Annotated in this window: 3 protein-coding genes; all 3 read left to right on the forward strand. The window is 63.9% G+C overall.

Going from position 1 to position 25,893, the window contains the following annotated elements; genetic code table 11:
- Positions 1-273: 273 nt before the first annotated feature.
- Genes hmeg3_RS11690 through hmeg3_RS11700 form a run of 3 tightly spaced genes read left to right on the forward strand, consistent with a single transcriptional unit; the run spans position 274 to position 25,825 of the window.
- Entirely contained in the window at positions 274-4,266 is a 3,993-nt protein-coding gene (locus tag hmeg3_RS11690) for an SDR family NAD(P)-dependent oxidoreductase (protein WP_198361829.1), read from the forward strand.
- Entirely contained in the window at positions 4,263-15,272 is an 11,010-nt protein-coding gene (locus tag hmeg3_RS11695) for a non-ribosomal peptide synthetase/type I polyketide synthase (RefSeq protein ID WP_232511969.1), read from the forward strand. The genes hmeg3_RS11690 and hmeg3_RS11695 overlap by 4 nt, the downstream gene beginning before the upstream one ends.
- A complete protein-coding gene (locus tag hmeg3_RS11700) occupies positions 15,269-25,825 on the forward strand; it encodes a non-ribosomal peptide synthetase (RefSeq protein WP_232511970.1) in 10,557 nt (3,518 codons plus the stop codon). The genes hmeg3_RS11695 and hmeg3_RS11700 overlap by 4 nt, the downstream gene beginning before the upstream one ends.
- The last annotated feature ends 68 nt before the right edge of the window (positions 25,826-25,893 follow it).

Raw genomic sequence — 25,893 nt, forward strand, 5'->3', positions numbered from 1 at the left:
ATATTTTGAAAAAGTGAGACAAGAAGTCAATTCTTTTGGCGATTCAGTGGCACTATTGCGTGCAGAAAATACCCTCATTTTTGCGGGGACAAATTAAGTATTCAACGGTGTCGGCACGCCTCATGATGAGCGCGGACGATGGTTCGTTGAGTCGTAAAGAATAAAGGCAACATCAAATCACCCTTGCAGATGAGGCTTTGCTTGTTAATCGGATTGTTTGCCGGAATCAACAAGCTTGCCGATGTTAGGTCGGGAATGCTCAGGGGGAGCGGGATGCTGGATAACACTATGATTGCCGCGCTCAGAACGCGGCTGCTGGCAGTGCCGACGGTCTCGGTCGTCCATCTCGTCGCAGCAGCGGCGAAGGGGGAGGCGGAGGCGGGTATTGGCCTGGTCGCCTATGTCGTTGGCGGTCAACGCAAGACTTTGGACGCCGCCATTGCGGACTCAGGATATCCGGAACCGGTAGCGCTGGTGCGCGCGTACGCTTTGCCGTTGCGGCCCGACGGCTGCGTGGATGACCATGCCTTGGCCGCATTGCCGGCCTGGGTCGAGACTTCATTGCCGCCGACTGCCGTCTATCGGCCGATTGTGCCGTTGCGGCCGCGCATCCATTTGGCTGATCTCCTTCCGGATCATCCTTTGCTGGCTCCCACTTTGCAGGAAACACTGCTTTCCCGGACGCCGGTGAGCGCTGCTGCCGGCAAGCCGGCGGTGTCCCGCCTCAGACCGCTTCCTGCGCAGCCGCAAATGCCGGCCAATCTGGCCGAAGCATTGGAGCGCGCCGCGCAGCATCCTGAACTCGGCATCGTCCATGTCGCCGCCGATATGAGTGAAATTCAGGTCAGCTATGCCGAATTGTTCGATCAGGCGCGACGGATGCTGGGCGGCTTGCGCATACACGGCGTTCGCAGCGGCGATGTAGTTCTTGTCGACGCGACAGACAGCCGCAGCCTGCTGCCGCTGTTCTGGGGCTGCATACTCGGCTCCATGGTGCCGGCACCGTTCAAGCTTGCGGCTGCAGCAGCGGGAGGTGCATCTGTCAAGCGCTTGCGCGACTCCTGGGAAGTGCTGGGACGGCCGTTCATTGCCGCCGATCCTGCGAGCTTGCAAGCGCTGGCGCCGCTGGGCGCGGATGCGCTGAGCGGAATGACCCTGCTCGATACGTCTGAACTTTGTCGCGCCGAAAGTGCAATCCCTTCGCCGGCAAGCGATCTGCAAGCCTTGTCCATGGTGTTCATGACCTCGGGAAGCACCGGTCTTCCCAAGGGGGTCATGCTGAGCCAGGCCAATGTACTGGCGATGATCGGCGGCACAGCCGAACGCGGCGCCGCGCTGACGCCCGGCGCGACGACCATGAACTGGATGCCGCTAGACCATGTCGGCGGCCTGGGCTTCTTGTCGATCTTGCCGCTGGTGCTCGGCATGAACCAGATACAGGTCGACACCGCCACGGTGCTGGAAGCGCCCGTACGCTGGCTGGAGCTGGCGCATCGGCATCGGGTCTGCATGGTCTGGACGCCCAACTTTGCGTTCGAGCTGTTGCTGCAGGCGGCGGCTGCGCCCGGCGCGACACGTGACTGGGATTTATCGAGCCTGCGCATGATCCTTAACGGCGGTGAGGCAGTTTCCGACAGCATTCTGACGGCTTTCGCCTCCCGTTTTGCGGAGAACAAATTACCCTCCGGCGCAATCTGGCCATCTTTCGGCATGACGGAAACCGTCAGCGGATTCTGCATGTCGCAGTGGGCACCGGGCAACGGCGAGGTGGTTTCCCTCGGCCTGCCGATCTGCGGTGCCGCGCATCGCATCGTCGACCAGCATGGCGAGGTGGTCCCGGAGGGCGTCATCGGCGCCGTCGAGCTGTCCGGCGACTCCTTGTTCATGGGATATTTCGGCCGCGATGACCTCACGGCCGAAGCGATGCACGGCAACTGGTTCCGCTCCGGCGACATGGGCATCATCCGCAATGACGAGCTCTTCGTAGTCGGGCGCATCAAGGAAATGATCATCGTCAACGGCGCCAATTTCTACAGCAGCGAAATTGAGGAAGTTGTGGCGCAGACAGAGGGCGTGGAGCGCATCAGCATCGCGGCTGTCGGTGTACGCGCGCCGGCTGCAAGAACGGATCAGTTGGCCTTGTTTTTCCATGTTTCCGGCGTTTCAGATATTGCCGCTGTGCGCGATGACGCTCTCAGGCGCGTCATGCAAGACATGCGCATGCGCCTGGGGAAGCAGCTGTCGCTGATGCCGGCGTATTTCATCCATGTGCCGGCCGATCGCCTGCCGCGTACCAATTCCGGCAAGGTGCAGCGGATAGAACTCAAGCGCCGGCTGGAAGCCGGTGTTTTCGATACTGAGATCAAGCACGCTGCCTGCCTGCTGGAGGCTGCCGGCACCATTCCCCGCTGGTTCTCCGAACCGTTCTGGAAAGCTTGCCCGATCGCTGTCCCGGCAGGCGAGTCTGTCCACGGACAACGCATCGCCGTACTGGGAGACGCCTCCGCCGGCGATACCGCGATCCGGGCAGCGCTCGCGCAAGCGGCCGACGATATCGACTGGAAGCCGTTCGTGCTGGATGAAGAAACCGATCCGTTGCCTTCCCTGAACCGTTTTTTCAACGAGATGGCGCAGCAGGGATTGCCTGACATCATTCTTGTATTACCCGGCTGGGCGCGCTTGCCCCGGCTGCTGTCGTTATGCCAGGCGCTGGCGGCGACCGCGCGAGGCAACCGGCCTGGAAGGCTGATCGTATGCGGCGGCGCTGATACTGCTGATGCCACCAGGCACGCTGCAGCCGCCGCTTTTTTGCGGACGGCGGCAGCGGAAATCGAGGGTGTGCATTGCGTGCATATCCAGTTTTCAGGCAAAGACCTCAGCAACGATGCCGGCATGATTCTCGACGACCTGCGCAAGCGCACGCGCGAAACCGAACTGGCCTATATCAACGGCGCGCGCCACCTGCGACGCTGGCGCAACGTCGAATTGATCAAGGTTGATCGCCCGGCACTGCGCTCCGGAGGCCTGTATCTGATCAGTGGCGGACTCGGCGGTGTCGGCTTGTTGCTGGCGCGGCATCTGCTCGATCGTCACGATGCAAGATTATTGATTGTCGGCCGTAGCGCGCTTGCACAGCTCGACACCGCGCGCGTGACGGCGCTGCAGGAGCTGGAACGTAGCGGCCGGGTGCTGTACGTCAGCGCCGATGTGGCCGACGCCGCGGCTTTGCACACCGCCGTAGCGCGGGCGCGAACGCTTTGGCAGTGCGGACTGGACGGCGTATTGCATCTGGCGGGGGAGGGCCGGCAGACCGAATTGAGCCGCGAAACGGCAGCAGCGCTAACGCAGACGATGCATGCGAAAGTTGCCGGCAGTCTAGCCTTGCAGGCGCTGGCCGAAGCGCATCCCGGTGCGTGGCTGGTTCTGGTCGGCTCCGTAGCCGGCATGGTCGCGGGCCGGCAGGACGCCGCCTACGCCGCCGCGAACGCCTGGCAAGCGGCGATGGCCGAGCAGCTGACCGCGTCCGGCAATACGCGCTGCCGTTACCTAGGATTTTCATCCTGGCGCCATACCGGCATGAGCAAAGACGGTGCGCCGGTATCGACGGTGGAAGCAGCAGGGTATTTTTCTCTGGAACCGGACTATGCCGTCGCCAGCTTCGACATTGCGCTATCGGCTGCCGTGCCGGTGCTGGCGATCGGTCTCGACCTGCAGCATCCGCGCCACGCAGGATTGCAAGATGCGGCCATTGCGGTGGACGAAGCGCTGGTCTTTGAAACAGGCGGCGCTTCGCAAGGCCCCGTGATGTTGCGCGACCACTTCGGCCGCTGCCTGCCGGTCGCGGTGCTGAAGGTAGACGCAATACCGCGCACCGAATCGGGCAGCGTTGATCGCGAACAGCTGACCCGGATAGCAGGCGGATTCTTGCAGCCGGGCCGGCCGGGCAGCGAATTCGAGCGCTACATGGCGCAGTTGTGGAAGCAGATCCTCGAGCTGTCCACATGCGGCGTGCACGACGACTTTTTCGCACTGGGCGGCAATTCACTGCGCGCAGCGCAAATCGCAGCGGTCACGCGTGAACGTTTCCGTCTCGATGTGGGGATGCCCGATCTGCTGCAAAACCCCACCGTGGCAGGATTCTGCGCCCACGTGCGGCGTGGCGAAAGCAAGCCGGGAATCACCGAAGCCATCGCTCGCCGCTGGCTGGAAATAGAACAAATGACACCCGAACAAAAAGCGGCACGTGTTGCTGCGAGGACTGTATGACAACACCTGAAATGCCGGCGATGGAGACTGGATTGGATGCAGCCCTGGATGCAGCGCTGCTGGCCGATCTATTGGCCGAAGATGGTTTCGAACTGCCGTCGGAAGAGCCCACAATCCCTCGCCGCGCGGCGTCGGCGCGCGTGCTGGCGACGCCTGCTCAGCAACGGCTGTGGACGGTTGAACGCATCGACGGCGTGACCGGAGAATTCAACCTGGGCATGGATATCCGTTTCAATGCCCCGATCAACGTCGCCGCGCTGGAACGTGCTCTGCTGGCGCTGCTGCAACGTCACGAGGGCTTGCGCGTCGGCTTTTTCGAGCAGGATGACGGCATCATCGGGCAGACCTTCACGCAAGTCGACAGCTTCTCCCTGACGCAGCAGACCATGCCAGCAGCGTCATGGCCGTCTTTCTTGCGCGAGGCTGTTGCACAGCCTTTCGACCTCGCTGCCGACCTGCTGCTGCGAGCGCAACTTCTGCATGACGACGATAGCAAGGGCGGAGGTGGAGGCGAGGAGTGCGCCTTGCTATTGACCTTCCATCACAGCATCATCGATATGTGGTCGGGACATCTGCTGTTGCGCGATCTGGTGACGCTGTATGCGCGCGAACTCGGCCAGGTCGATGAAACGGCGGCGCTGCCCGAGCCGGTGCAGTTCGGCGACTATGCGGCGTGGCTGCGCGAGCCGCAGCAAGTCGCCGCGCGCGAAAAATTGCACGGCTACTGGAAGACGCGGCTGGCGCAGTTGCCGGTAGCACTTGAATTGCCGTTTTCAGGACAGCGTGGACAAGCCGGCGCGACATTGTGCGAACGTATCCCGGTGGTCTTGCCGGCGCCGCTGACGGCCACCATCAAACGCTTTGCCGACACCTCAGGAACCACGCCCTTCGTGGTGGTCCTGGCGGCGTTCCATGCCGTGCTGGCGCGTTATTCCGGCATGGACGACATCGCCATCGGCGTTCCGGTCGTCAACCGCCCGCAGCAGAAGGAGCAGGACGTTGTCGGTTTCCTGAGCGAGAACATGGTGTCGCGCAATCTCTCGGAGCGTACCCAAAGTTTCGGCAGCCTCACTGAACAGGTGCGCGATCACATGCTGGAAGACTTGCGTCATCAGGGACTGCCGTTCGACGAAGTCGTCAAACTCGTCAATCCGGAGCGCCGTACAGGACTTGCCCCGCTGTTCCAGGCCATGTTGGTGTTCCAGACGATGCCGCCGCTGCAGGCGCAAGCAGGTGCGGTGCGTGCGCACGCCGCATCCGTGCCGCTTCCTGCCGCCCGGGCGGACTTGCTGCTGGAACTGGAGGCCGGCGCAGAACATATCGAAGGCGGACTGGAGTATCGCCGCAACTTCATCGATCCGCAGGTCGCCGCCGCGATGGCGGCATCGATTGAAGTCCTGCTGGAAGCGGCGCTGACCGATCCGCAACTGCCGTTGTCGCAACTGCCGCTTCAACGCAGCGACGTGGCGCGCGAGATGCTGGCGCGCCTCAATCCGCCGTTGCCCTCATTGCCATCCTTGCCTGCTGCCGCACCGCGTACGCTGAGCGCCTGGTTTGCAGAACAGGCTGCAAGGACGCCGGACGCCGTGGCGCTGATCGATGCGGAAGGCAGGGGCGAAACTACCTATGCCGAACTTGACCGCCGTTCCGCCGCGCTGGCCGCGCATCTGGTGCAACTGGGCGTGGCTGCCGAAACGCCGGTCGCCATCTGTCTGCCTCGCTCGGTGGATTTGGCCATAGCCATCCTGGCGACTTTGCGCGCGGGCGGCGCCTTCGTCCCGATGGATCCGAATTTCCCCGCCGAGCGCCTGCGCTACATGCTCGACAGCAGCGGTGCGACGGTGTTGATGACGACAGGCTTGCCGGACTGGTTTGCCGCCGGCGTTCCCGCAGCACAGCAGCCCACGCTGGTCGATCCTTCACAGGCATTCCCGCAGGCAGCCGTGCCGCCGGATGTCAATCGTCCCGACAGCCTCTTGTACATCCTCTACACCTCCGGCTCGACCGGTCGTCCGAAAGCGGTGATGGGCTTGCACCAGGGGGCGGTGAATCGTATCGCCTGGATGCTGGAGCGCTATCCCTTCGAACCGTTCGACCGCTATTGCCAGAAAACCACGCCGACCTTTGTCGACTTCGTCTGGGAACTGTTCGGGCCACTGCTGGGCGGCGTACCGTCCGTGATCTTGTCGGTAGCCCAGGTGCGTGATCCCCGGGCGCTCGCATCGGCGATGCAGCAGTACGGGGTTACGCGCCTGACGCTGGTGCCATCACTGCTGAAATCGCTGCTCGATCATGTCGCCGACGTCGGCCACGTGCTGGGCGGGCTGCGTCACTGCATCTGCAGCAGCGAGGCGTTTCCGGGCGACCTGGCGCGCCGTTTCCTAAGCCTGTTGCCGGATTGCCATCTGCTCAATCTCTACGGATCGTCTGAGGCGTCGGCAGATTCGACCTGCTACGACGTCGACACTGCCGAAGGACCGCAGGTGCAGATAGGCCGACCGATCCCCGGCAATCTGCTGGCGATTCTCGATCCGGCCGGTAACGTGCTGCCGGTGGGAGCGGCAGGAGAAATCATGATCGGCGGCATCGGCCTGGGGCGGGGCTATCTCAGTCTCAATGGCGGCGAGCCGCGCTTTGTCACCTTGCCCGCAGGCGTCGCCGGCGGTCGCGCGTTCCGTTCGGGAGACCTCGGGCGCTGGCGTCCCGATGGCGGCATCGATTACCTGGGGCGACTGGATCGTCAGGTGAAGATTCGCGGCGTGCGCATCGATCCCGAGGAAATCCGCGTCGCGCTGCGCAGGTGCCCCGGTGTGGTGGATGCCGTAGTCGTGGCGCGCGAGGTCGGTACTGACGGCAGCAGCGAACTGATACTGATGGCATATGTTGTCGCGAAAGAATCGGTGGAGCCGGCGTTGCGGCGACGCATCCAGGACATCTTGCCGATGGCCTTGCAGCCGTCCCGTTATGTCTTCATGCCGGATTTGCCACTCAACTCCAACGGCAAAATCGATTTCCTTGCCTTACCCGCGCCCGACGGAGAGGCAGCGGCACAAGCGCCAGAGACGGAAAGCGCGATGACGCTGGAAGAAAACCTGCTGGCGGATATCTGGCGGCAAGTAATCGGTAGTCGTCCACAACATCCGCAAGCCAATTTCTTCCAGTCGGGCGGCCATTCGCTGAGCGCCATACGGCTGGTCGCTGCGCTGGAAAAAAGCCTGGACGTGCGCCTGCCGGTGACGGCAATTTTTGACGCGCCAAGCTTGCGCGCCATGGCATTGGAAGTGTGCCGCGCGCAGCGTGGCGCAGGACTGCCGGAAGTGGTGGCCGGCGGCCCGCACCGGCGTGCGCGCGCTTCGTTCAATCAGGAGCGTCTGTGGCTTATTGAGCAATCCGGACAACAGCGCGGCGCCTACAATCAGGCGGTGGTTTACCGGCTGCGCGGCCAGTTGGACGTCGAACGTCTGGAAACCGCGTTCAGGCGCGTGATGCAACGCCACGAAGCGCTGCGCACGCGGCTCGTCCTTGCCGACGGCGTGCTGTGGCAGGAGGTGCAAGAGGTCCACGCCTCGCCTGAATTCACTCTGGAAAGGATCGCAGCAGACGACAGCCGGCAGCAGATTACACCGCTGCTGCAGGAATTTTCAGAACGGTTTTTCTCGCTGGCGGAAGACCTGCCGCTGCGCGCCGTCCTGATCCGGCTCGGATCCGCTGAACACTTGCTGGCGATCGTGGCGCATCACACTGCCTTCGACGGCGGCTCCGGGCGCGTGATTGTCGAAGAACTGGGGCAGGCCTACAGCGATGCGCTTGATCCTGCTCCCGCAGCCTTGCAGCAAATCGATTTTTCCGAATGGCAGCGCCATTGCGACGAACAGAGCGCTTTCGAGGTGCAGTACAACTACTGGCGCGACCAGCTTGCCGGTGCGCCTGCCGTGCTCGGATTAGCCTTGAGCCGGATGCCGGAGCAACGCGACTTCCGCCTTGGCCGCGTGCCGGTCACGCTCGGCCGGGAGCGCAGCGAACGCCTGCAACAGGCAGCCAATGACGCCGGATTGAGTGTCTTCGCGCTGTTGCTCGGGGTGTGGGGATTGACGCTGGCGCGTTTTGGCGGCGAGCAGGAGGTCGTGGTCGGCATTCCTGTCGCCGGCCGCAGCCGCACCGGGCTTGACGGCATCGTCGGTTTTCTTGCCAACACGCTGCCGATGCGCCTGGATTGCAGCGCCGCCAATCTGGCGGAGTTCGGCCGCCGCGTCCAGCAACGCGTCGCCGAAGGACTGCAACATCAGGACATCTCTTTCAGCCGGATCGTCGAAGCTGCCGGCGTCGAGCGGGTTCCCCAGCGGCCGCCTTTGCTGCAGGCGATGTTCGTGCTGGCCGATCTGCGCCAGTGGCAATTGCAGCTGGACGCCATCGACGCGGTAGCGGAACCCTTGCCGACGCCGCTGGCGCGTACGGATCTCAGCATGGCGTTGCATCAGGATGCGCAAGGCATCGCGGGCGAGCTGGAATATGCCGCCGACGTCATTATCCCCGAGCTGGCTGAGCGCATCGGCACGGGCTTCGTGCAGTTGCTGGACGCCTTGCTGGCGCAACCCGATGTGCCGCCGCTGTCGCACTCGCTGCTCGATGCACGATCGGCCCAGGCGCGCACCTTGCTGGCGCAGTTCGGTCGGGCGCACACCGTGTTGCCGCCGGCAAGCGTGCCGCTGCGGCTGCACGACTTGCTGCGCGCCAGCGTGCAGCGCAACGGCGACGCGCCGGCGCTGGCGACGCCCGAGGGCGGACTTAATTATCGGGAACTGGAACAGCTCTCCGGCGACTTTGCACGGCGTCTGCGTACCGCAGGCCTCAATCCGGGAGATCGCATCGCACTGATCGGCGAGCGTTCCATTGGCCTGATCGCTGCGCTGCTGGGCATTTCAAAAGCCGGTTGTGTGTTCGTGCCGATTGATCCCGGCTATCCCTCCGCACGGATCGGGCAGATGCTGCAAGATGCCGGCGTCGCGCTGGTGGTTGGAGATCGTCCGTCAGACTGGAACGAGGCGCAATGGATGCGCTTGCCGGTATGGGAGGACTTGTCTTGCACGCCTGAACAGGACGAGTTGACGCACGTTCACTACGAGCTGGACAAGGACTTCACCGCAACCGCGTGCGTCATTTTCACGTCCGGCTCCACCGGCCGTCCGAAAGGCGTGGCGCTGGCGCATCACGCTTTGTGCCGTCTCGCGCAAAGCGCCGTGACTGAATTTTCCATAAAGCAGGAAAGCCGCATTCTGCAACTCGCCGCCTTCGGTTTCGATGTGGCGGTTTCCGATATCGTGTTTTCCCTGGCCGCCGGCGCCTGCCTGTGCCTGGCGCCGCGCGAACGTCTGTTGCCCGGCTCGCCGCTGCTGCAGACGCTGGACACAATGAATATCACGCATCTGCAAATTCCGGCGGCGCTGTTGGCAGCGATGCCGGTTGCGCCGTTGCCGCGTTTGCGCACACTGATCGTCGGCGGCGAGTTGTGTCCCGCTGCGGTGGCGTCGCAATGGCAGCAAGGCCGCGATCTGTTCATCGCCTACGGTCCGACCGAAACCACGGTGACCGCGACCGCCGGCCGCTATGCGGGGGCTGAAGCGCCTTTACAGATCGGTCGTCCGCTGGGCGATGCGCGCATCTATGTGCTGGACGAGCAGGGTGCGCCGATGCCGGTCGGCGTCGTTGGTGAATTGTGCATCGGCGGACCGGGGGTGAGCATCGGCTACCTTAATAATCCGGCGCTGACGCAAGAACGTTTTCAGCAGGATCCGTATTCCGACGATCCGCTGGCGCGCCTGTATCGCAGTGGCGACCGCGCGCGCTGGCGTGAAGACGGATCGCTGGATTTTCTCGGCCGCAGCGACCGCGAGTTCAAACTGCGCGGTTTCCGCATCGCACCGGCCGAAATCGAAGCCGCTTTGTCGCAGCAGGCCGGCGTGACTCAGGCATTGGCGATGCTACGTCCAGACAGCGCCGGAGAGCGCCGTCTGGTGGCCTATGTTGTTGGTGCCGCCGACACGGATGCGGCGACGCTCCGCAGCGAACTGCGGCGCAGCTTGCCGTCCTTCATGGTGCCCGATTTCATCTCGATTCTGGATGGCATGCCGCTCACCGGCAACGGCAAAATCGATGTGAACGCTTTGCCGTTGCCGGCCTTTGAGCCAAAGGGCCCTATATCGGATAATGCCGGGAGCCGCGAAGGTCGAGAGGGGCGCGATTGTCAGGCGCGTGTTGCCGGGCTGTGGCGGCAGGTGCTGAATCTGAAGGACATCGCCCCGGACGCCAATTTCTTTGATGTCGGTGGTCATTCGCTCTTGCTGGTCCGTTTGTACGATTTGCTGACGGCCGAGTTCGGTACGGTGGCGTCGATCAGCGATCTGTTTCGTTTTCCGACCATCCGCAGTCTCGCGCAACATTTGTCCGGTCATGAGGATATCCGGGAGACAGGATATCCGGCGCGCGCGCCGTTGCCTGCCCAGTCGGACATCGCCGTCATCGGCATGGCATGCCGTTTCCCGGGAGCGCCGGACATTGAAGCCTTCTGGCAACTGCTGGTCGAAGGCCGCGAAGGCGTCAGTCGCCACGATCCTGCATCGCTGGCGGCGGCAGGACGTACTATCGAGGTGCTGCAACAAGCCAATTTCGTTGCCGCCGGCGGCGTGATCGAGCGGGCGGATTGTTTCGATGCCGAGTTTTTCGGTCTCGGGCCGCGCGACGCCGTCACGCTGGATCCGCAACATCGCGTCGCGCTGGAATGCGCCTGGCACGCGCTGGAACATGGCGGCTATGCAGCGGTGGAATCGCGAGATGATGTCGACGTCGGCGTCTTCGTGGGCGTGGGCGTGAATACCTATTTGCAGGGACAGTTGTTTGCCGCTGGCCCGATGCCCGAAAATGCGGACAGCTATCACGCGATGTCCGGCAACGACAAGGATTTCGGCGCCACGCGGATTGCCTACCATCTGGACCTCAAGGGGCCTGCGCTGGCAGTGCAGACCGCATGTTCGTCATCGCTGACGGCGCTTGACATGGCCTGCCGTTCGTTGCGCAGCGGCGCTGCGGGTATGGCGCTTGCGGGTGGCGTGGCGATACGCTTTCCGCAAGGCAGCGGCTATCTCCACGAGCAGGGCATGATCCTGTCGCCCGACGGGCATTGCAAACCGTTTTCCGCCGATGCGCGCGGCACCGTCCCCAGCGGCGGCGTCGGCATGGTGCTGCTCAAGCCGCTGGCACAGGCGCAAGCCGACGGCGACAACGTGCTGGCGGTGATCCGCGGCAGCGCCGTCAACAACGACGGCGGGCGCAAGGTCGGTTACGCCGCTCCCGGCGTAGACGGCCAGGCCGCCGCGATTACCTCGGCATTGAAGCAGGCCGGACTGGAGCCGGGCGACATCGACTATATCGAAGCCCACGGCACCGGCACCGAGCTGGGCGATCCGGTCGAAGTTGCCGCCTTGACGCGCGTCTTCGGCGGGCGGCAACGGCCGCTGGCGCTGGGTTCGGTCAAGAGCAACATCGGCCACGCCGACGCGGCAGCCGGCGTCGCCGGCCTGATCAAGACGATTCTGGCCTTGCAGCACGGTGTGCTGCCGCCGAGTCTGCATTTTTCGGCGCCGAATCCGCATGTCGATTTCACTGCGGCGTCGATCAGCGTGGTGGGCGCTGCGCAAGCGTGGCCCACGCAGCAAGGCGACCATCCGCGCCGTGCCGGCGTCAGCGCCTTCGGCATCGGCGGCACCAACGTGCACGTGGTGCTGGAACAGGCGCCTGCGCGTTTGCAGAGCGTCACCGCAGCGAGATCGCAGCCGTCGTTGCAGCCGGTGTTGCAGCATATATTGCCGCTCTCGGCGCGCACGCCGGCAAGCCTGCGCAGCAGCATGCAGGCGCTCGCCAATGCCTTGCAGAGCCAGCCGCAGCTAGCCTTGCGCGACATCGCCTTCACCTTGCAGCAGGGACGTGCGGCCTTCGGCTGCCGCCACGCCATCGTTGCATCCAGCAACGAAGAAGCCATCGTCGCGCTGCGTCTGGCGGCAGAACAGTCCGGCACTGAGCCGGTGGCAACGCTCAAAGGAGCGGCGAGGCTTGCCTTCCTGTTCCCGGGGCAGGGCAGCCAATATCCGCGCATGGCGCAGGCGCTGTATGAGAGCGACGCCGGCTATCGGGCCTGGTTCGACCGCTGCGCCGTCACGCTGTTGCCGCATGTGGAGCACGATATCCGCACCGTGCTGTATGGAGTTGCGGCCGACGATCCCGTTGCTGTCGCGGCGCTCAGACAGACCGCACTGGCGCAGCCGGTGCTGTTCTCGGTGATGTACGCGCTGGCGCGCAGCCTGGAGGCGCGCGGCGTCGAAGCCGTCGCCATGCTGGGGCACAGCCTCGGCGAATATGTCGCGGCATGCCTGGCCGGCGTGTTCGAACTGGATGACGCCCTGGCGCTGGTCGCCATGCGCGGCCGTCTGATGCAGGCCTTGCCAGGCGGTGCGATGCTGGCGGTGCAGGCAGACGAAACACAGGCGCAGGGGTTGATGCCTGAGCTGATGCATGACTGCGGCAACGCGATCAGCCTCGCTGCCGTCAACGGTTCCGGACAGTGCGTGTTGTCCGGAGCGATGGACGCCATCGATGCCTTGCAAGCAAGGTTGAAAGAAATCAATGTGCCGGCCGTGCGCCTCGATACCTCGCACGCCTTCCACTCGGCAGCCATGGATCCGGTGCTGCCGGCTTTTGTTGCTCAGTTCGACCATATCACCCTGAAGCCGCCGCAACGCCGCTTCATATCGAATGTCACCGGCAACTGGATCAACGATGCAGATGCCGTCGATCCTGCCTATTGGGCGCGCCATTTGCGTCAGGCTGTGCGCTTCGGCGACGGTCTCGACACATTGCAGCGCGACGGCATTGAGCTGCTGCTTGAAGTCGGTCCCGGCAGCGCCTTGCAAAAGCTGGCGCGCACGGTTGGCTGGTCTTCGGCGCAACTGATTGCGTTGGGCCTGCACCGGCAAGCGCCGCAGCAAGCATCTGCGCTGGAAGATATCACGGCGCAACTGTGGACGCGCGGCGCATTGATCGACTGGCGCAAAGGCAAGGTTAGCCGGCAGGAGAGCGGAGATGCCGGCACGCCATTGCGCGTCGCGCTGCCCGGCTATGTGTTTGAACGCACGCGCCATTGGCCTGCGCCGCAAGCGGCTATCGCCGCGACCGTAAATGCACAGGAGCGTCGCGCCGATATCGCAGACTGGTTCTACCTGCCGGGATGGCAACGCGCTCCGCAGCTGTCGGTGATTACAACATCAGCGGCGACATCACCCGCGCCGGACATCTGGCTACTGCTGGGTGCTGAAACCCATGCGGGCCGCGCTTTGGCGAGCGGCTTGCGCGCAACCGGCCAACAGATTGTCGAAGTCAGGGCGGCGGCGGCATTCGAGGCGCTCTCGTCGCAGGACTACGCCATCGATCCCGCCAGTGAAGCTGATTATCGCCGGCTGTTGGACAGCGTCGCACCAACCCGTGTTGTGCATCTCTGGGCCAGTGTTGTACAGCCTTTCGAGACGGCGCTGGAACGCGGCTTTGCCAGCGTGATGCTGTTGGCGCAGGCCATCGGCGCGGGCTCGCAGGCGCGCACGCTGCAACTCGACGTCGTCACATGCGGTGCCGCAGATGTCAGCGGCGACGAGCCGCTGGCGGCGTCGCTCGGTACACTGCAGGGCCTGGCCAAAATCCTGCCGGTGGAATATCGCAGCCTGACCTGCCGTCTCATCGATATCGAGGCAGACGGCTCTGCAGCCATGCTGCTGAGCGAACTCCTGCACGCAAAAGCAGAGCCGCAGGTCGCGCTGCGCCGCCGCCATCGCTGGGTGCCGCAGTTGCAGCCGGTAAGGCTCGCCGCGCCCGAAGCGGGCGACGATCGCCTGCGCAGGCAAGGCTGCTACCTGATCACCGGCGCCTTCGGCGGCATGGGGGCGAGCATTGCGCGCGATCTGGCTGCGCGTTACCGCGCACGCCTCGTTTTGCTGGGGCGCCATGTCGACCACGCGCTCGTCGCAGAACTCGAAAGAGAGGGAATCGAGGTCTTCGCAAGCGCCTGCGATGTTGCCGACGCCGCTGCGCTGACGCCGGCGATTGCGTTGGCGCATGCGCGTTTCGGTGTTATCCACGGCGTATTCCATTGCGCCGGCGTGGCCGATCTCGGCGGCATCATCCAGAACCGCAGCGTCGCATCGATGCATCAGGTGATGGCCGCGAAAGTACAAGGCACGGTATTACTGGATCGCTTGCTGGAAGGCGATGCGCTGGATTTCATGGTGCTGTGCTCGACGCTGGGCAGCTTGCTGCCCCAGGCCAAGTTCGGCCAGGCCGCGTATGCCGCCGCCAACGAATTCCTGGATTTGTTCGCGCATGAGCGCAATGCGCGTGGAGGCGGGTTTACCACCGTGCTCAACTGGGACGACTGGGGCGAGGCCGGTATGACCGTCGCGGCCTACCAACGTCATGGCCACGCTGCGCCGGACGGTAAGGAATCGATGCGGTCGCAGGAAGGCATTGAGGTCTTGCGCAGAGTGCTGGCGTCGCCGCACGCGCGCGTTGCGGTATCGATACGCGACTTGCCTGACCTGATGGCGCGCACCGATTTGTTGATGGACAGGCCGTCCACAACGGCACCGCTATCCCCAGCAGGCACCGGCGTGCCGGCGTTGGCGGAGGCAGGCGGGTTTAGCTGCATGAGCAGCATGACAGATACGGAAGCAAAACTGGCCGCCACCTGGCGCAGCATTCTGGGTGTGGCGGACATCACGCGCGAAGCAAATTTCTTTGAACTGGGCGGGCATTCGCTGATCGGCATGCGCTTGCTGGCGTTCGTGCGCGAGAGCTTCGGCGTCGACCTTAACATCACCGCCGTGTTCGAGCATGCCACGCTGGCCGCGCTGGCCGGGCATATTGATCAATGCCGCGCCGGAGACGACGGCATCGAGGAGTTTACGATTTGAACGGTGTTGAACATTTGATGGCGCAATTGGCGGAGCGCGGCGTCACGCTGACTTGCTCCGGCAGCGATCTGCGCGTACGCGGCCCGGCCGGCGCCTTGTCGCCGGCTCTGCGCGCAGAGCTCGGTGTGCGCAAGGCCGAGCTGATTGCGCATTTGCAGGCGTTATCCCAGTCGCCCCTGACAATGTCTTTCCCCGAGCTGGCACGCAGCCCGGTGCAGCGGACGACGGCGCCGCTGTCGTTCAATCAGCGCCGTTTGTGGTTTCTGGATCGTCTTGAAGGCGGCGGCAGTGCCTTTGTCATCATGGCCGGATGGCGGCTGAAGGGGGCGCTCGACCGGGCCGCGCTGGAACGCGCAGTGAGTGCGCTCACTGCGCGCCATGAATTGCTGCGCAGCGTGATTCGCGATGAAGGTCCGGAGCCGGAGCTGCATATCCTCCCGATTACGCCGTTTGTGCTGACGGTCGAAACACCGGCTGCCGGAACCAGCCACGATTCGGGTGAGCAGGCCGTGCAGGCACTGCTGGCGCGCGAAGCGGCCTTGCCTTTCGACCTGACTGCCGCGCCGCCCCTGCGCGTCAGCCTGTTGCAACTGGAACCGCATCGCCATGTGCTGACGCTGGCGATGCACCACATCGTTTCCGATCACTGGTCCATGGGCGTGCTGATCCGGGAACTGGGCATGCTGTACGCACTGGAAACCGGCGCATCATCGATCCGGCCGGCCGAGCTGGCGATCCAGTATTCCGACTATGCTGTGTGGCAGCGCGCGATGTTCAGTGAAGACCGACTGGAACCCCATCTGCGCTATTGGCGCGAACAGCTGGCCGGCGTCGTCACTGAGCTGGCGTTGCCGCTGGATCGGCCGCGTCCTGCCGAGCGCGGCAATGCCGGCGCCATGCATCAGCTGCGTGTGGCGCACGGCAGCGTACAAAAGGTGCAGGCCCTTGGTTTGCGCGCCGGTGCGACACCATTCATGGTGTTGCTGGCAGTGTACGCGCAGGTCTTGTCGCGCTGGTCGGGACAGGACGAAGTGGTGATCGGATGCCCTGTCGGCAACCGCGACCGCAACGAGACCCATGGACTGGTGGGATTCTTCGTGGACACGATGCCGCTGCGGATCAGCTTGCAGGGCGATCCTGATCTTGCCGAGCTGATCCGGCGCATAAGGACTATCTGCCTGGAGGCATTCGAACATCAGCAGGCGCCGTTCGAGCGCATCGTTCAGGCAGTGCGTCCGGAACGCGCACTGAACAAGGCGCCGCTGTTCCAGACCATGTTCATGCAGCAAAGCGATGCCAGTACGCAACTGGATCTGGCTGGATTAGAGGTGGACGCAGTGCAGCCGGCAGCCGGCGCGCCCGAACTGGATCTTAACTTTTTCGTGCATCTCGACGGCGACGCGTATCTCTGCGTGATGGAGTACGACGCCGATTTGTTCGATCAGGCCAGCATTGCCGAATTTTGCAATCAATACGCCTACGTGCTGCAGCAAGCGAGCATCGATGCGTCCACGCCATTATCGTGCGTGCAACTTGCGCCGCCATCTGCACCGGTGTTACCGGTGTATGCCCCGGCGCCGTTGCTGCCGCAGATGATCGCCGACAGTGCGCTGCGCCACGCCGACCGGATTGCCGTGGAAGAGGGCGCAATTCGCCTGACGTATCGGGAGTTGGCGCTCAGGGCGGCGCTGTTGGCGCAAGGCCTGATTGATGCAGGAGTGAAGCCCGGCGACGTGGTCGGCCTCGGATTTTCGTCCTCGGCAGCGCTGGTGGTGGCGATGCTGGCCGCGTGGCGCACTGGGGCGGGTTATGCCGTCCTGAGCCCGCAGCAGCCGGCAGCGCGGCGCGCACAGATGATCGCCGCCGCCGGTATTGCGTTGGTGGTGACAAGCAAGGCCGAAGAGAGCGGCTGGCCGGTGCCGGTCTTGTTGTCGGATTCTTCATTCACGGCAGGGCAAGGCAGCGGCAGCGTCGGCGTCGAGTTTGTGCAACCGCAGGCGCTGGCCTATGTCTGCTTTACCTCCGGCTCATCGGGTACGCCAAAGGGCGTGGCCGTGACGCACGCTAATCTCGCCAATCATGCACGCGCAGTGGCGCAGGATTTTGGCTTGCGCCACAGTGACCGGGTCATGCAATTCGCCGCCGCCGATTTCGATGTCGCCGCCGAAGAAATTTTCCCCACGCTGGCGTCCGGCGCTTGCGTGGTGATTCGTGCAGAGAGCGTCACCGACAGTATCGACGCGTTCCAGGAACACGTGGAGCAAGCAGGCTTGAGCGTGTTGAACTTACCGGCGGCGTTCTGGCATGAGTGGGTCCGCACGCTCGGTCAGACGCGCCGTGCACCGCCGTCTTGCCTGCGTCTGGTGGTGACCGGCAGCGACCGGGTGTTTGCCCGCCGCTGGCGCGAATGGCAGGCGCTATGTGTGCATCCGGTTGCATTTCGCAGTGGTTACGGCCCAACTGAGGCGACCATTACCTCTTCTTTTTTCAATCCTGCCGAACAGCCGTTGTCGCCGGCCGCCGAAGTCTTGCCGCTCGGCCGGGCGATTGCCAACGTTGCACTGGAAGTCGTCGATGGCTGCGGCCTGGCCGTGCCGCCCGGCATCATCGGTGAAATCATGATCAGCGGCGCCGGCGTGGCGCAGGGTTACATCGGGCAGCCGGCACAAACTGCCGCCGTCTTCCAGCCGCATCCGGCAGCGCCTATGTTGCGCAGCTACCGCAGCGGCGATCTGGGACGTCGCCGCATCGACGGCACGCTGGAATTTATCGGACGCAAAGACCAGCAGGCCAAGGTGCGGGGCTATCGGATCGAACTGGCGGAAATCGAATCGGCCCTGATGCTGCATCCGCAGGTGCGCGAGGCGGTGGTGCTGATGCGGGAGGACAACGTAGGATCGAGTCAATTGCTGGCCGTCGCCGGCTGCGACGCGGAACTGGAGCCTGGAATGCTGCGTGCATGGCTGGCGGAACGCCTGCCGGTCTACATGGTGCCGGCGTTGTGCGTCACCTTGCCGCAGTTGCCGCGCACGGCATCGGGCAAGACCGACCGCCGGGCATTGCTGGCGATGGATATCGCGCGTGAAGCGCTTGCTCCACATGACGCGCCTGCAGTCGCCGCCGCGACTGCAGCTGAGGCGCCATTGGCGGCGTTGTTTGCCGAAGTGCTGGACCGGCCCACGGTCGGGCCTTGCGACAATTTCTTCGAACTCGGCATCGACTCCATCCGCAGCCTGCAGCTTGTGTCGCGTGCCCGGCAGTTGCAGCTGAATCTGACGGTGCGTGACATATTCCGCTTCCAGACGGTGCGTGATCTGATGCGCGCACTGGAAGCGCGTGGGCAGACGATATGCGGCAGCACACTGCAAGAATCGGACGATGGCGATGATTTGCCAACGACGCCGATCCAGGCATGGTTCTTCGAGCAGGCGGGACAACACCGCACCCACTATAACCAGTCGGTCGTGCTGCAGACACCACCGGATGTCGACGTCGCCGTGCTGGAACGCGCGCTGGAGGCGGTGGTGGCTCGTCATCCGATGTTGCGTTTGCAGGTCGATGGCGAACGCTTGCGGGTTGCGGCCTCTGTGCCGGGGACTATCCTGCGCGTGCTGGACGGCGCAGATGCCGCATTGCCGGCGCGTACCACCGCCTATGCGCAAGCGCAGCGGGGTATGGACTTGCGAACCGGCCGGGTGCTGCAAGCGGTGCTGGCTAAACCGGCCGCGCGCCTGATGATCGCGGTGCATCATCTGGCGATCGATGCCTATTCCTGGTCGGTGTTGCTGGATGACCTGAGTCTGGCCTATGCACAGGCATTGCGCGGCGAGATCTCGTTGCCTGCACCGACCACCTCCTATCGCGTCTGGTCGCGCAAGCTGCACGAACTGGCCGCCACGCCGGCGGCGCAGTCGGCGCACGATTATTTTCTGAAGCGCTTCACAGTCCGGGGGCTCACCGTATTGCCGGCGCAATTGCCGGCCGGGACGGCGGGTACAGCAGAAAGTTTGCCGTTGTCGCTCGACAGTGCAACCACGACAGTCTTGCTGCAAGTGGCGCCCGGGGTATTCCAGGCGCGTGTTGACGAACTGCTCATGGCGGCGTTGTTTATCGGCGCCGCCCGCATCGGCCTCAAGGGGGCATTGCAGATAGATCTTGAACGCAACGGTCGCGTCGACCTGTTTGACGACGTCGACCTGTCGGATACCGTCGGCTGGTTTACGGCAGTGCAGCCGGTGCTGCTGCAATGGCCGGATGCAGACCCGGACTCGCTGTCAACCCCGGCCCAACTGGTGATGCAAGTGTGCGAGCGCGTGCGCGAATCGCCGTGCCAGGGGGTGGCGCTGGGAGTTCTGCGGTATTTGTCCGTCGATGCCGGACAGCGTGCTGCGTTGCAGAGCTTGCCCGGTGCCGAGATCCTGCTGAACTATCTTGGCAGGCTCGACATCGGCGCTGTGAGCGTGCTCGGCAGCGCGGGTTTTAGCGCCGTCGATGAAGACAGCGGACCCGCGCAGAGCGATGCATTCGCGCGTAGTCACGTCATCGAAATCAACGCCGGCATCCGCGCTGGCTGCCTCAGCGGCGCAGTCAGTTTTCCGGCAGGTGAGGCACAGCGTGAGCGCATCGATGCATGGCTGCGCGAAGTAACGGCGGCGCTGTGCGAGATCGCCGCGGCCGCCGCTGCAGCACAGGGCCAGACTTCCCTGCAGCAGGACAGGATCGAGGAAGAGTTGCCGCTGACGGCCTTGCAGCAAGGCATGGTGTTCCACAGCCTGCGTGATCCGGACATCTACTGTAATCAGCTTTGCCTGACGCTGGATGGCGCGCTTGACGCCGAGGCGTTGCGGCGCGCATGGACGCAGGCGCTGCAACGTCACAGCATGCTGCGCACCAGCTTTCACTGGCGCGACCTGCCGGCCATGCGCCAGCGCGTGCACGCCGCCGTCGAGTTGCCGTGGAGCTTCGCCGACTGGCGCGGCCTGGATGAAACTGCGCGCGCGGCGGCGCTGGACGAGTTGATGCGCGCCGACCTGGCGCGCGGCTTTGACCTTGAGCAGGCGCCGCTGTTGCGACTGCAGTTGTTGCAGGTCGAGGAGGAGCGCCATGAGCTGGTCTGGAGTTCGCATCATCTGTTGCTGGACGGCTGGTCGGTGTCGCTGTTGCTGGCCGACATCTTTACGCTGTATCGCCAGGTCTTGGGCGATGCGCAGGTGCGGCTGAAAGCGGCGCCGCGTTTCTCCGATTATGTACGCTGGCATGAGCGGCCCGATGGGCGCGAACGCAGCGAAGACGTCTTGTTCTGGCAGCGCACATTGCAGGGAATCGAAGAGCCGACGTCTCTGGCGTTCGCCAGGCAGGCCGGCGATGCCGTATCGGTGCAAGACACGATGTCCGGGGTGCATGCGATAGCGTTATCGCCCGCGCGCACGCAGGCTGTACAAACACTGGCGCAACGCGCGCGCACGACGCTCGGCACGGTGCTGCAGGCGGCCTGGGGATTGTTGCTGGCGCGTTGCAGCGCCAGCCGTGACGTGGTGTTCGGCGTCACCGTCTCAGGCCGGTCAGCGGAACTCGACGGCATTGAAGACATGATCGGCATGCTCATCGCCACTGTCCCAGCCCGTCTGAGGATTCCATCCTCCACACCTCTGACCGACTGGCTGGCGCAATTGCAGGAGCAGCACCTGGAGCGCGAGCAGCATGCCGGCGCCTCGCTGACCGAGATTCGCCAGGCGGCATCCTTGCCCGGCAATCAGGAATTGTTCCAGACCTTGTTACTGCTACAGAACTATCCCAAGGCGCAGTCGCTGTCCGGCGGCGGCGTGCGCCTGGCGGGCGTTGCGGTGAGAGAGCGCACCAACTACCCGCTGACCCTGGTCTGTAGCGCCGGTGAAACGCTGAACCTGGCCTTGCATCGCGATGCCACCATTCCCGCTGCGGCGGCCGACCGTTTGCTGACGCAGCTGGGACGCTTGCTCGACAATATGGCGGCGCATCCGGACTGGCCGGCAGCACGCTTACTGGCGCTGGACGATCTCGATGCGCAGGCGGCATTGGCGGCAGGCAGAGGTCCGGTCGAAGCGATCGCGCCGGCCTTCCTGCCGCAACAAATCGATGATTGGGCAAGACATTCTCCGGACAGCATCGCCTTGCGCGATCAGGAAGGCAGCCTGAGTTATGCCGCATTGCGTATCGCATCGCTGCAGCTGGCGCGGCGTCTGCGAACGCTCGGCGTGGACAGCGAAAAGAAGGTCGCGCTGTGCTTGCCGCGATCCTCGCGTTACCTGATTGCGGTCATCGGCATCCTGCGCTGCGGCGGTGCCTTTGTCCCACTCGATCCTGCCTATCCGGCAGCTCGCCGGCGCTTCATGCTGGAAGACAGCGGCGCGTGCCTGTTGATCGCGGATAGCGCGTGCGCCCGAGAATTGCAGGCCGAGTCGATCACGCAGGATCCGGATATGTTGTTTGCGGCATCGGATGTTGTGCCGGTTCTGAACGTCCTGGACGATACGCCGGATGACGGTGGCTTCCCGCCGCCTGACGCACATGCACTGGCTTACGTGATTTACACCTCGGGCTCGACCGGTACGCCCAAGGGCGTCGGCAATACCCACGGCGGCTTGCGCTCGCTGGCGCATGCCCAGCGCGGCGCCTTCGGCTTGCTGCCGGACGCACGCGTGTTGCAGTTTGCTTCTTTGTCGTTCGACGCCTCGATCTGGGAAATGACGATGGCCTTCGGCGCAGGCGCTGCCTTGATCGTACCCGACGTCGCGACCGTCCGCGTGGGCGAGGAGTTGGAACAGTTCATGCGGCACCAGCGCATCAGCGCGGCGACCTTGCCGCCGACTGCGTTGGCGACGCTGGATGAAAGCCGCCTGCCGGATTTGCAGACTCTGGTGGTCGCAGGTGAAAGCTGCGCACCCGAACTGGTACTGCGCTGGGGGCCCGGACGGCGTTTCTACAACGGCTACGGGCCCTCCGAAGCGTCGGTTGCGGTCAGCGTCGAGGCATGGTCGGACAACGGCGACAACACCGGGCAACTGCCGGTCGGCCGACCGCTGCCGAACATGCAGCTGCACGTGCTGGACGCCGACATGCAACTGCTCCCGCCAGGTGTCATCGGCGAACTCTATATCGGCGGGGCAGGGCTGGCGCGCGGTTATCTGAACCGCGCGGATCTGACGGCGGCGAGCTTCTTGCCGGATCCTTATGGATCTCCCGGCGCGCGCTTGTATAAAACCGGGGATCGCGGCTATCGCCTCGCCGACGGCAGGGTGCAGTTCGTCGGCCGCAATGATCACCAGGTAAAGCTGCGCGGTTTCCGTATCGAATTGAGCGAAATCGAGGCGGCGTTGATGCAACATGCCGCGGTGCGCCACGCTGCGGTGCTGGTGCGTCATTACGGCGAGGGCGAGGATGAGGGCAACCGCCGTCTGACGGCCTATCTGGAGACCCGCGCGCCGATAACGAACGAGGTCTTGCGAGATTTCCTCGGCGAACAACTGCCGCCGCACATGCTTCCCGCCTATTTCATCGTGCTGGCATCTATGCCGCTGACCGTCAACGGCAAGATAGACCGCAAGGCGCTGGAAGCGATGCCGGAGGCGACGGGGCAGCCGTCGGAAGAAGCCGCCTGCGACTATGCCAGCGAGACCGAACGGCAACTGGCGGGTATCTGGGCGCAGGTGCTCAATGTCGCGCAAGTGCAGCCGGGACACAACTTCTTTGAACTCGGCGGCGATTCGATTCTCGCGATCCAGGTGGTGTCCAAAGCCAACCGGCAGGGAATCGCGCTGACGCTCAACCAGATCATGGATTCCGATTCGTCGACGTTGGCAGCGCTGGCGGTACAGGTGGACGCCGCCGGACGGAAGGTGGAACTTCCGCCGGTATCAAGACAAGTGTCAGCGCCAACCAGCGGCCCGGTGCCGCTGACACCGATCCAGCATTGGTTCCTGCATCAGGATGCACCTGATCGGCATCACTACAACCAGAGTTTCCTGCTGGAAGTGCCGGCCGGACTGGATGCACAGGCGTTACGCCTCGCACTGGAGGCTGTTTGCGTGCGCCATGATGCGCTGCGGCTGCGTTTCAAACAGGTCGACGGCGTCTGGCATCAGCATCTCGCCGAGCATGCCGCGACGCACCTGGAGATCGTGCCGCCGCCGGCGGAGATGGCCGGCTGGCGCGCATTGCTGGAACAAGGCGCAGCGGACAACCAGACCCGCCTGAATATCGAGCAGGGGCCCTTGCTGCGTCTGGTGCTGTATGTGGCGCCGGCTGGCGAGGCCATGGCACGCTTGCATGTCGTGGCGCATCACCTTGTCATTGACGCCGTGTCGTGGCGCGTTTTGCTGGAAGACCTGTTCGACGCCTACGCGCAAGCGCAGATCTCTTCTTCCATCGGCTTGCCGTATGCCTCCGATAACGGCATGCGCGCTTCCTTCGCCCTGTGGGCTGCGGCAGTGGAACGCCATGCAATATCCCCGCAAGCGTCAGGCGAATTGCGCTACTGGCTGGAACAGCCGCGCAATCTGGCGCGCTTGCCTTTGCTGCGCACCGATATCGCCGCAACGGCCGGTGCCGCGCAGACCACCAGCTTTGCATTGGACGAGCGCGTCACCAGCGCGCTGGTACGGGAGCTTCCGCGCAGCCATGGCGCCCAGGTGCAAGAGATTTTGCTGACCGCCTTGAGCGTGGCGCTGGACGAACTGATCGACGGCTCAGCCGGAAGCGGCTCTGGTATTGGTATAGCGCTCGAATCTCACGGCCGCGACATTGTGCTGGAAGGCATCGATGTCGGCGGCATCCCCGGATGGTTCACCGTGCTGGCACCGTGGACCATGCCGCTCGGTGAGCATCGCATCGACAAGATCCGGGAAGCGCTCAAGGCGATGCCACGCCACGGCTTCAGTTTCGGGGTGCTGCGTTTTCTCTCGCCCGATGCAGCAGTGCGCGAGGCGCTCGCCGCATTGCCGGTGCCAGAAATCGCCTTCAACTACCTCGGTCAATGGGATACGGCCTGGCCCGACAGCTTGCCTGTGCGGCCTGCACCGGAAGCCGACGGTGCCGGTTTTGCACCATCGACACCGCGTCCGTATGTACTGGAAGTCAATGCCTTGATTGCCGGCGGACGCTTGCAACTGGACCTCACTTTCGATCCGCGTGTATTGCCGCAGGCCTTTGCGGATCGGCTATGCGCCGCCATGCGCGACTGGCTGCAGGCGCTGACGCGGGATGTTCCTGCCGCAGCAACAGTGGCAGCAACAGACGTCGCCGTCGCAGCTTGCGCATTGGCACCCCAGCAAGCCGCGATGCTGGCGCACGCCGTGGCGTATCCGGATTCTTCCGCCTATGTGGTGCAATTCACGGCGCGCTTGCCGGTGGAGCTGGACACCGGCGGCTTCATCGCCGCCTGGCAAGCCGTGCTGGTGCGGCATCTGTCGCTGCGCGCCCATTTCACCATCGGGGAGAACGGCAAGGCGCGCCAGCATTTTAGCGAAGCGGTGCCGCTTGCCTGGCAACAGGAGAATTGGACCGGTTTGCCGGACGAGGATCTCAGTGCGGCCATTGACGCCTATTGCCTGCAGGACCGGCAACGCGGTTTCGACCTGGCCAAGCCGCCGCTGATGCGTTTTTCCTTGCTTCAAACGACGACCGGCCAGCATTTCGTCTGGACCTATCACCATATTCTGATCGATGGCTGGTCGATGCCGGTACTGCTCAGCGAAGTCATGGCCGCTTACGGCAAACAATTGACGACAGCGCCGGCGCCGGATTTCCGAGTCTTCCTGGATTGGCTGGGGCGTCAGGATGCGACAGCGGCGCGCGACTTCTGGCGCGCCGAACTGGCGGCGATGACACCCTCGCGCTGGCCGGTGGAACAAGGGGCGGCTTGCAGCGGCAGCTTTGCGGAAATGACATGGCAACCGCAAGCTGGAACCGGTGCCCGCCTTGGCATCTTTGCGCGCCGGCATCGTTTGTCGGCGCCAAGCATTTTCATGCTGGCATGGGCGCTGGTGCTGGCGCGCCACAGCAGGGCGGACGAGGTTTGCTTCGGTGTCACTTCGGTCTTGCGTCCCGCCGAGGTCGACGGTATCGAAACGATGGTCGGGAATCTGATCAACACGCCGCCCTTGCGCTGCAAGATCGATCCCGACGCCGGTTTTATCGAGGCATGCCTGCAGTTGCAGCGCAGGCGTGTCGCCACAACCGCGCACGCAACGCTGACTTTGTCGGAAATTGCACAATCCGCCGGTTTGTCCGACGGCGACGCCTTGTTCGGCACGGCGCTGCGCATTCAGAACTACCCCTTGGGCGATGTCGGACGCGGTAACGCCGTGCAGGTCAGCGACGTCGCCATTTGCGACCCGTGGCATTACCCATTCAACCTGGAAGTCACACCGGGAGAGCACTTGAGTCTGATCGCCGTATATGACGCAGGACTGGTGCCGCAGGCGAGAGCCGAGGCCATATTGCGCTCTTACGCCGAGCTTCTTGAAGCGCTGGGCGAGTCGTCGCTGGGACTTCTGATGGAGGGGATACATGTCTGAACAGCACGGAGGGGCTTGCATGTGAGATGAATCCAGATAGCAACTACGTTTTTTGTTGGGAATTTGTT

Source organism: Herbaspirillum sp. meg3 (assembly GCF_002257565.1).
Classification (GTDB): Bacteria; Pseudomonadota; Gammaproteobacteria; order Burkholderiales; family Burkholderiaceae_D; genus Herbaspirillum.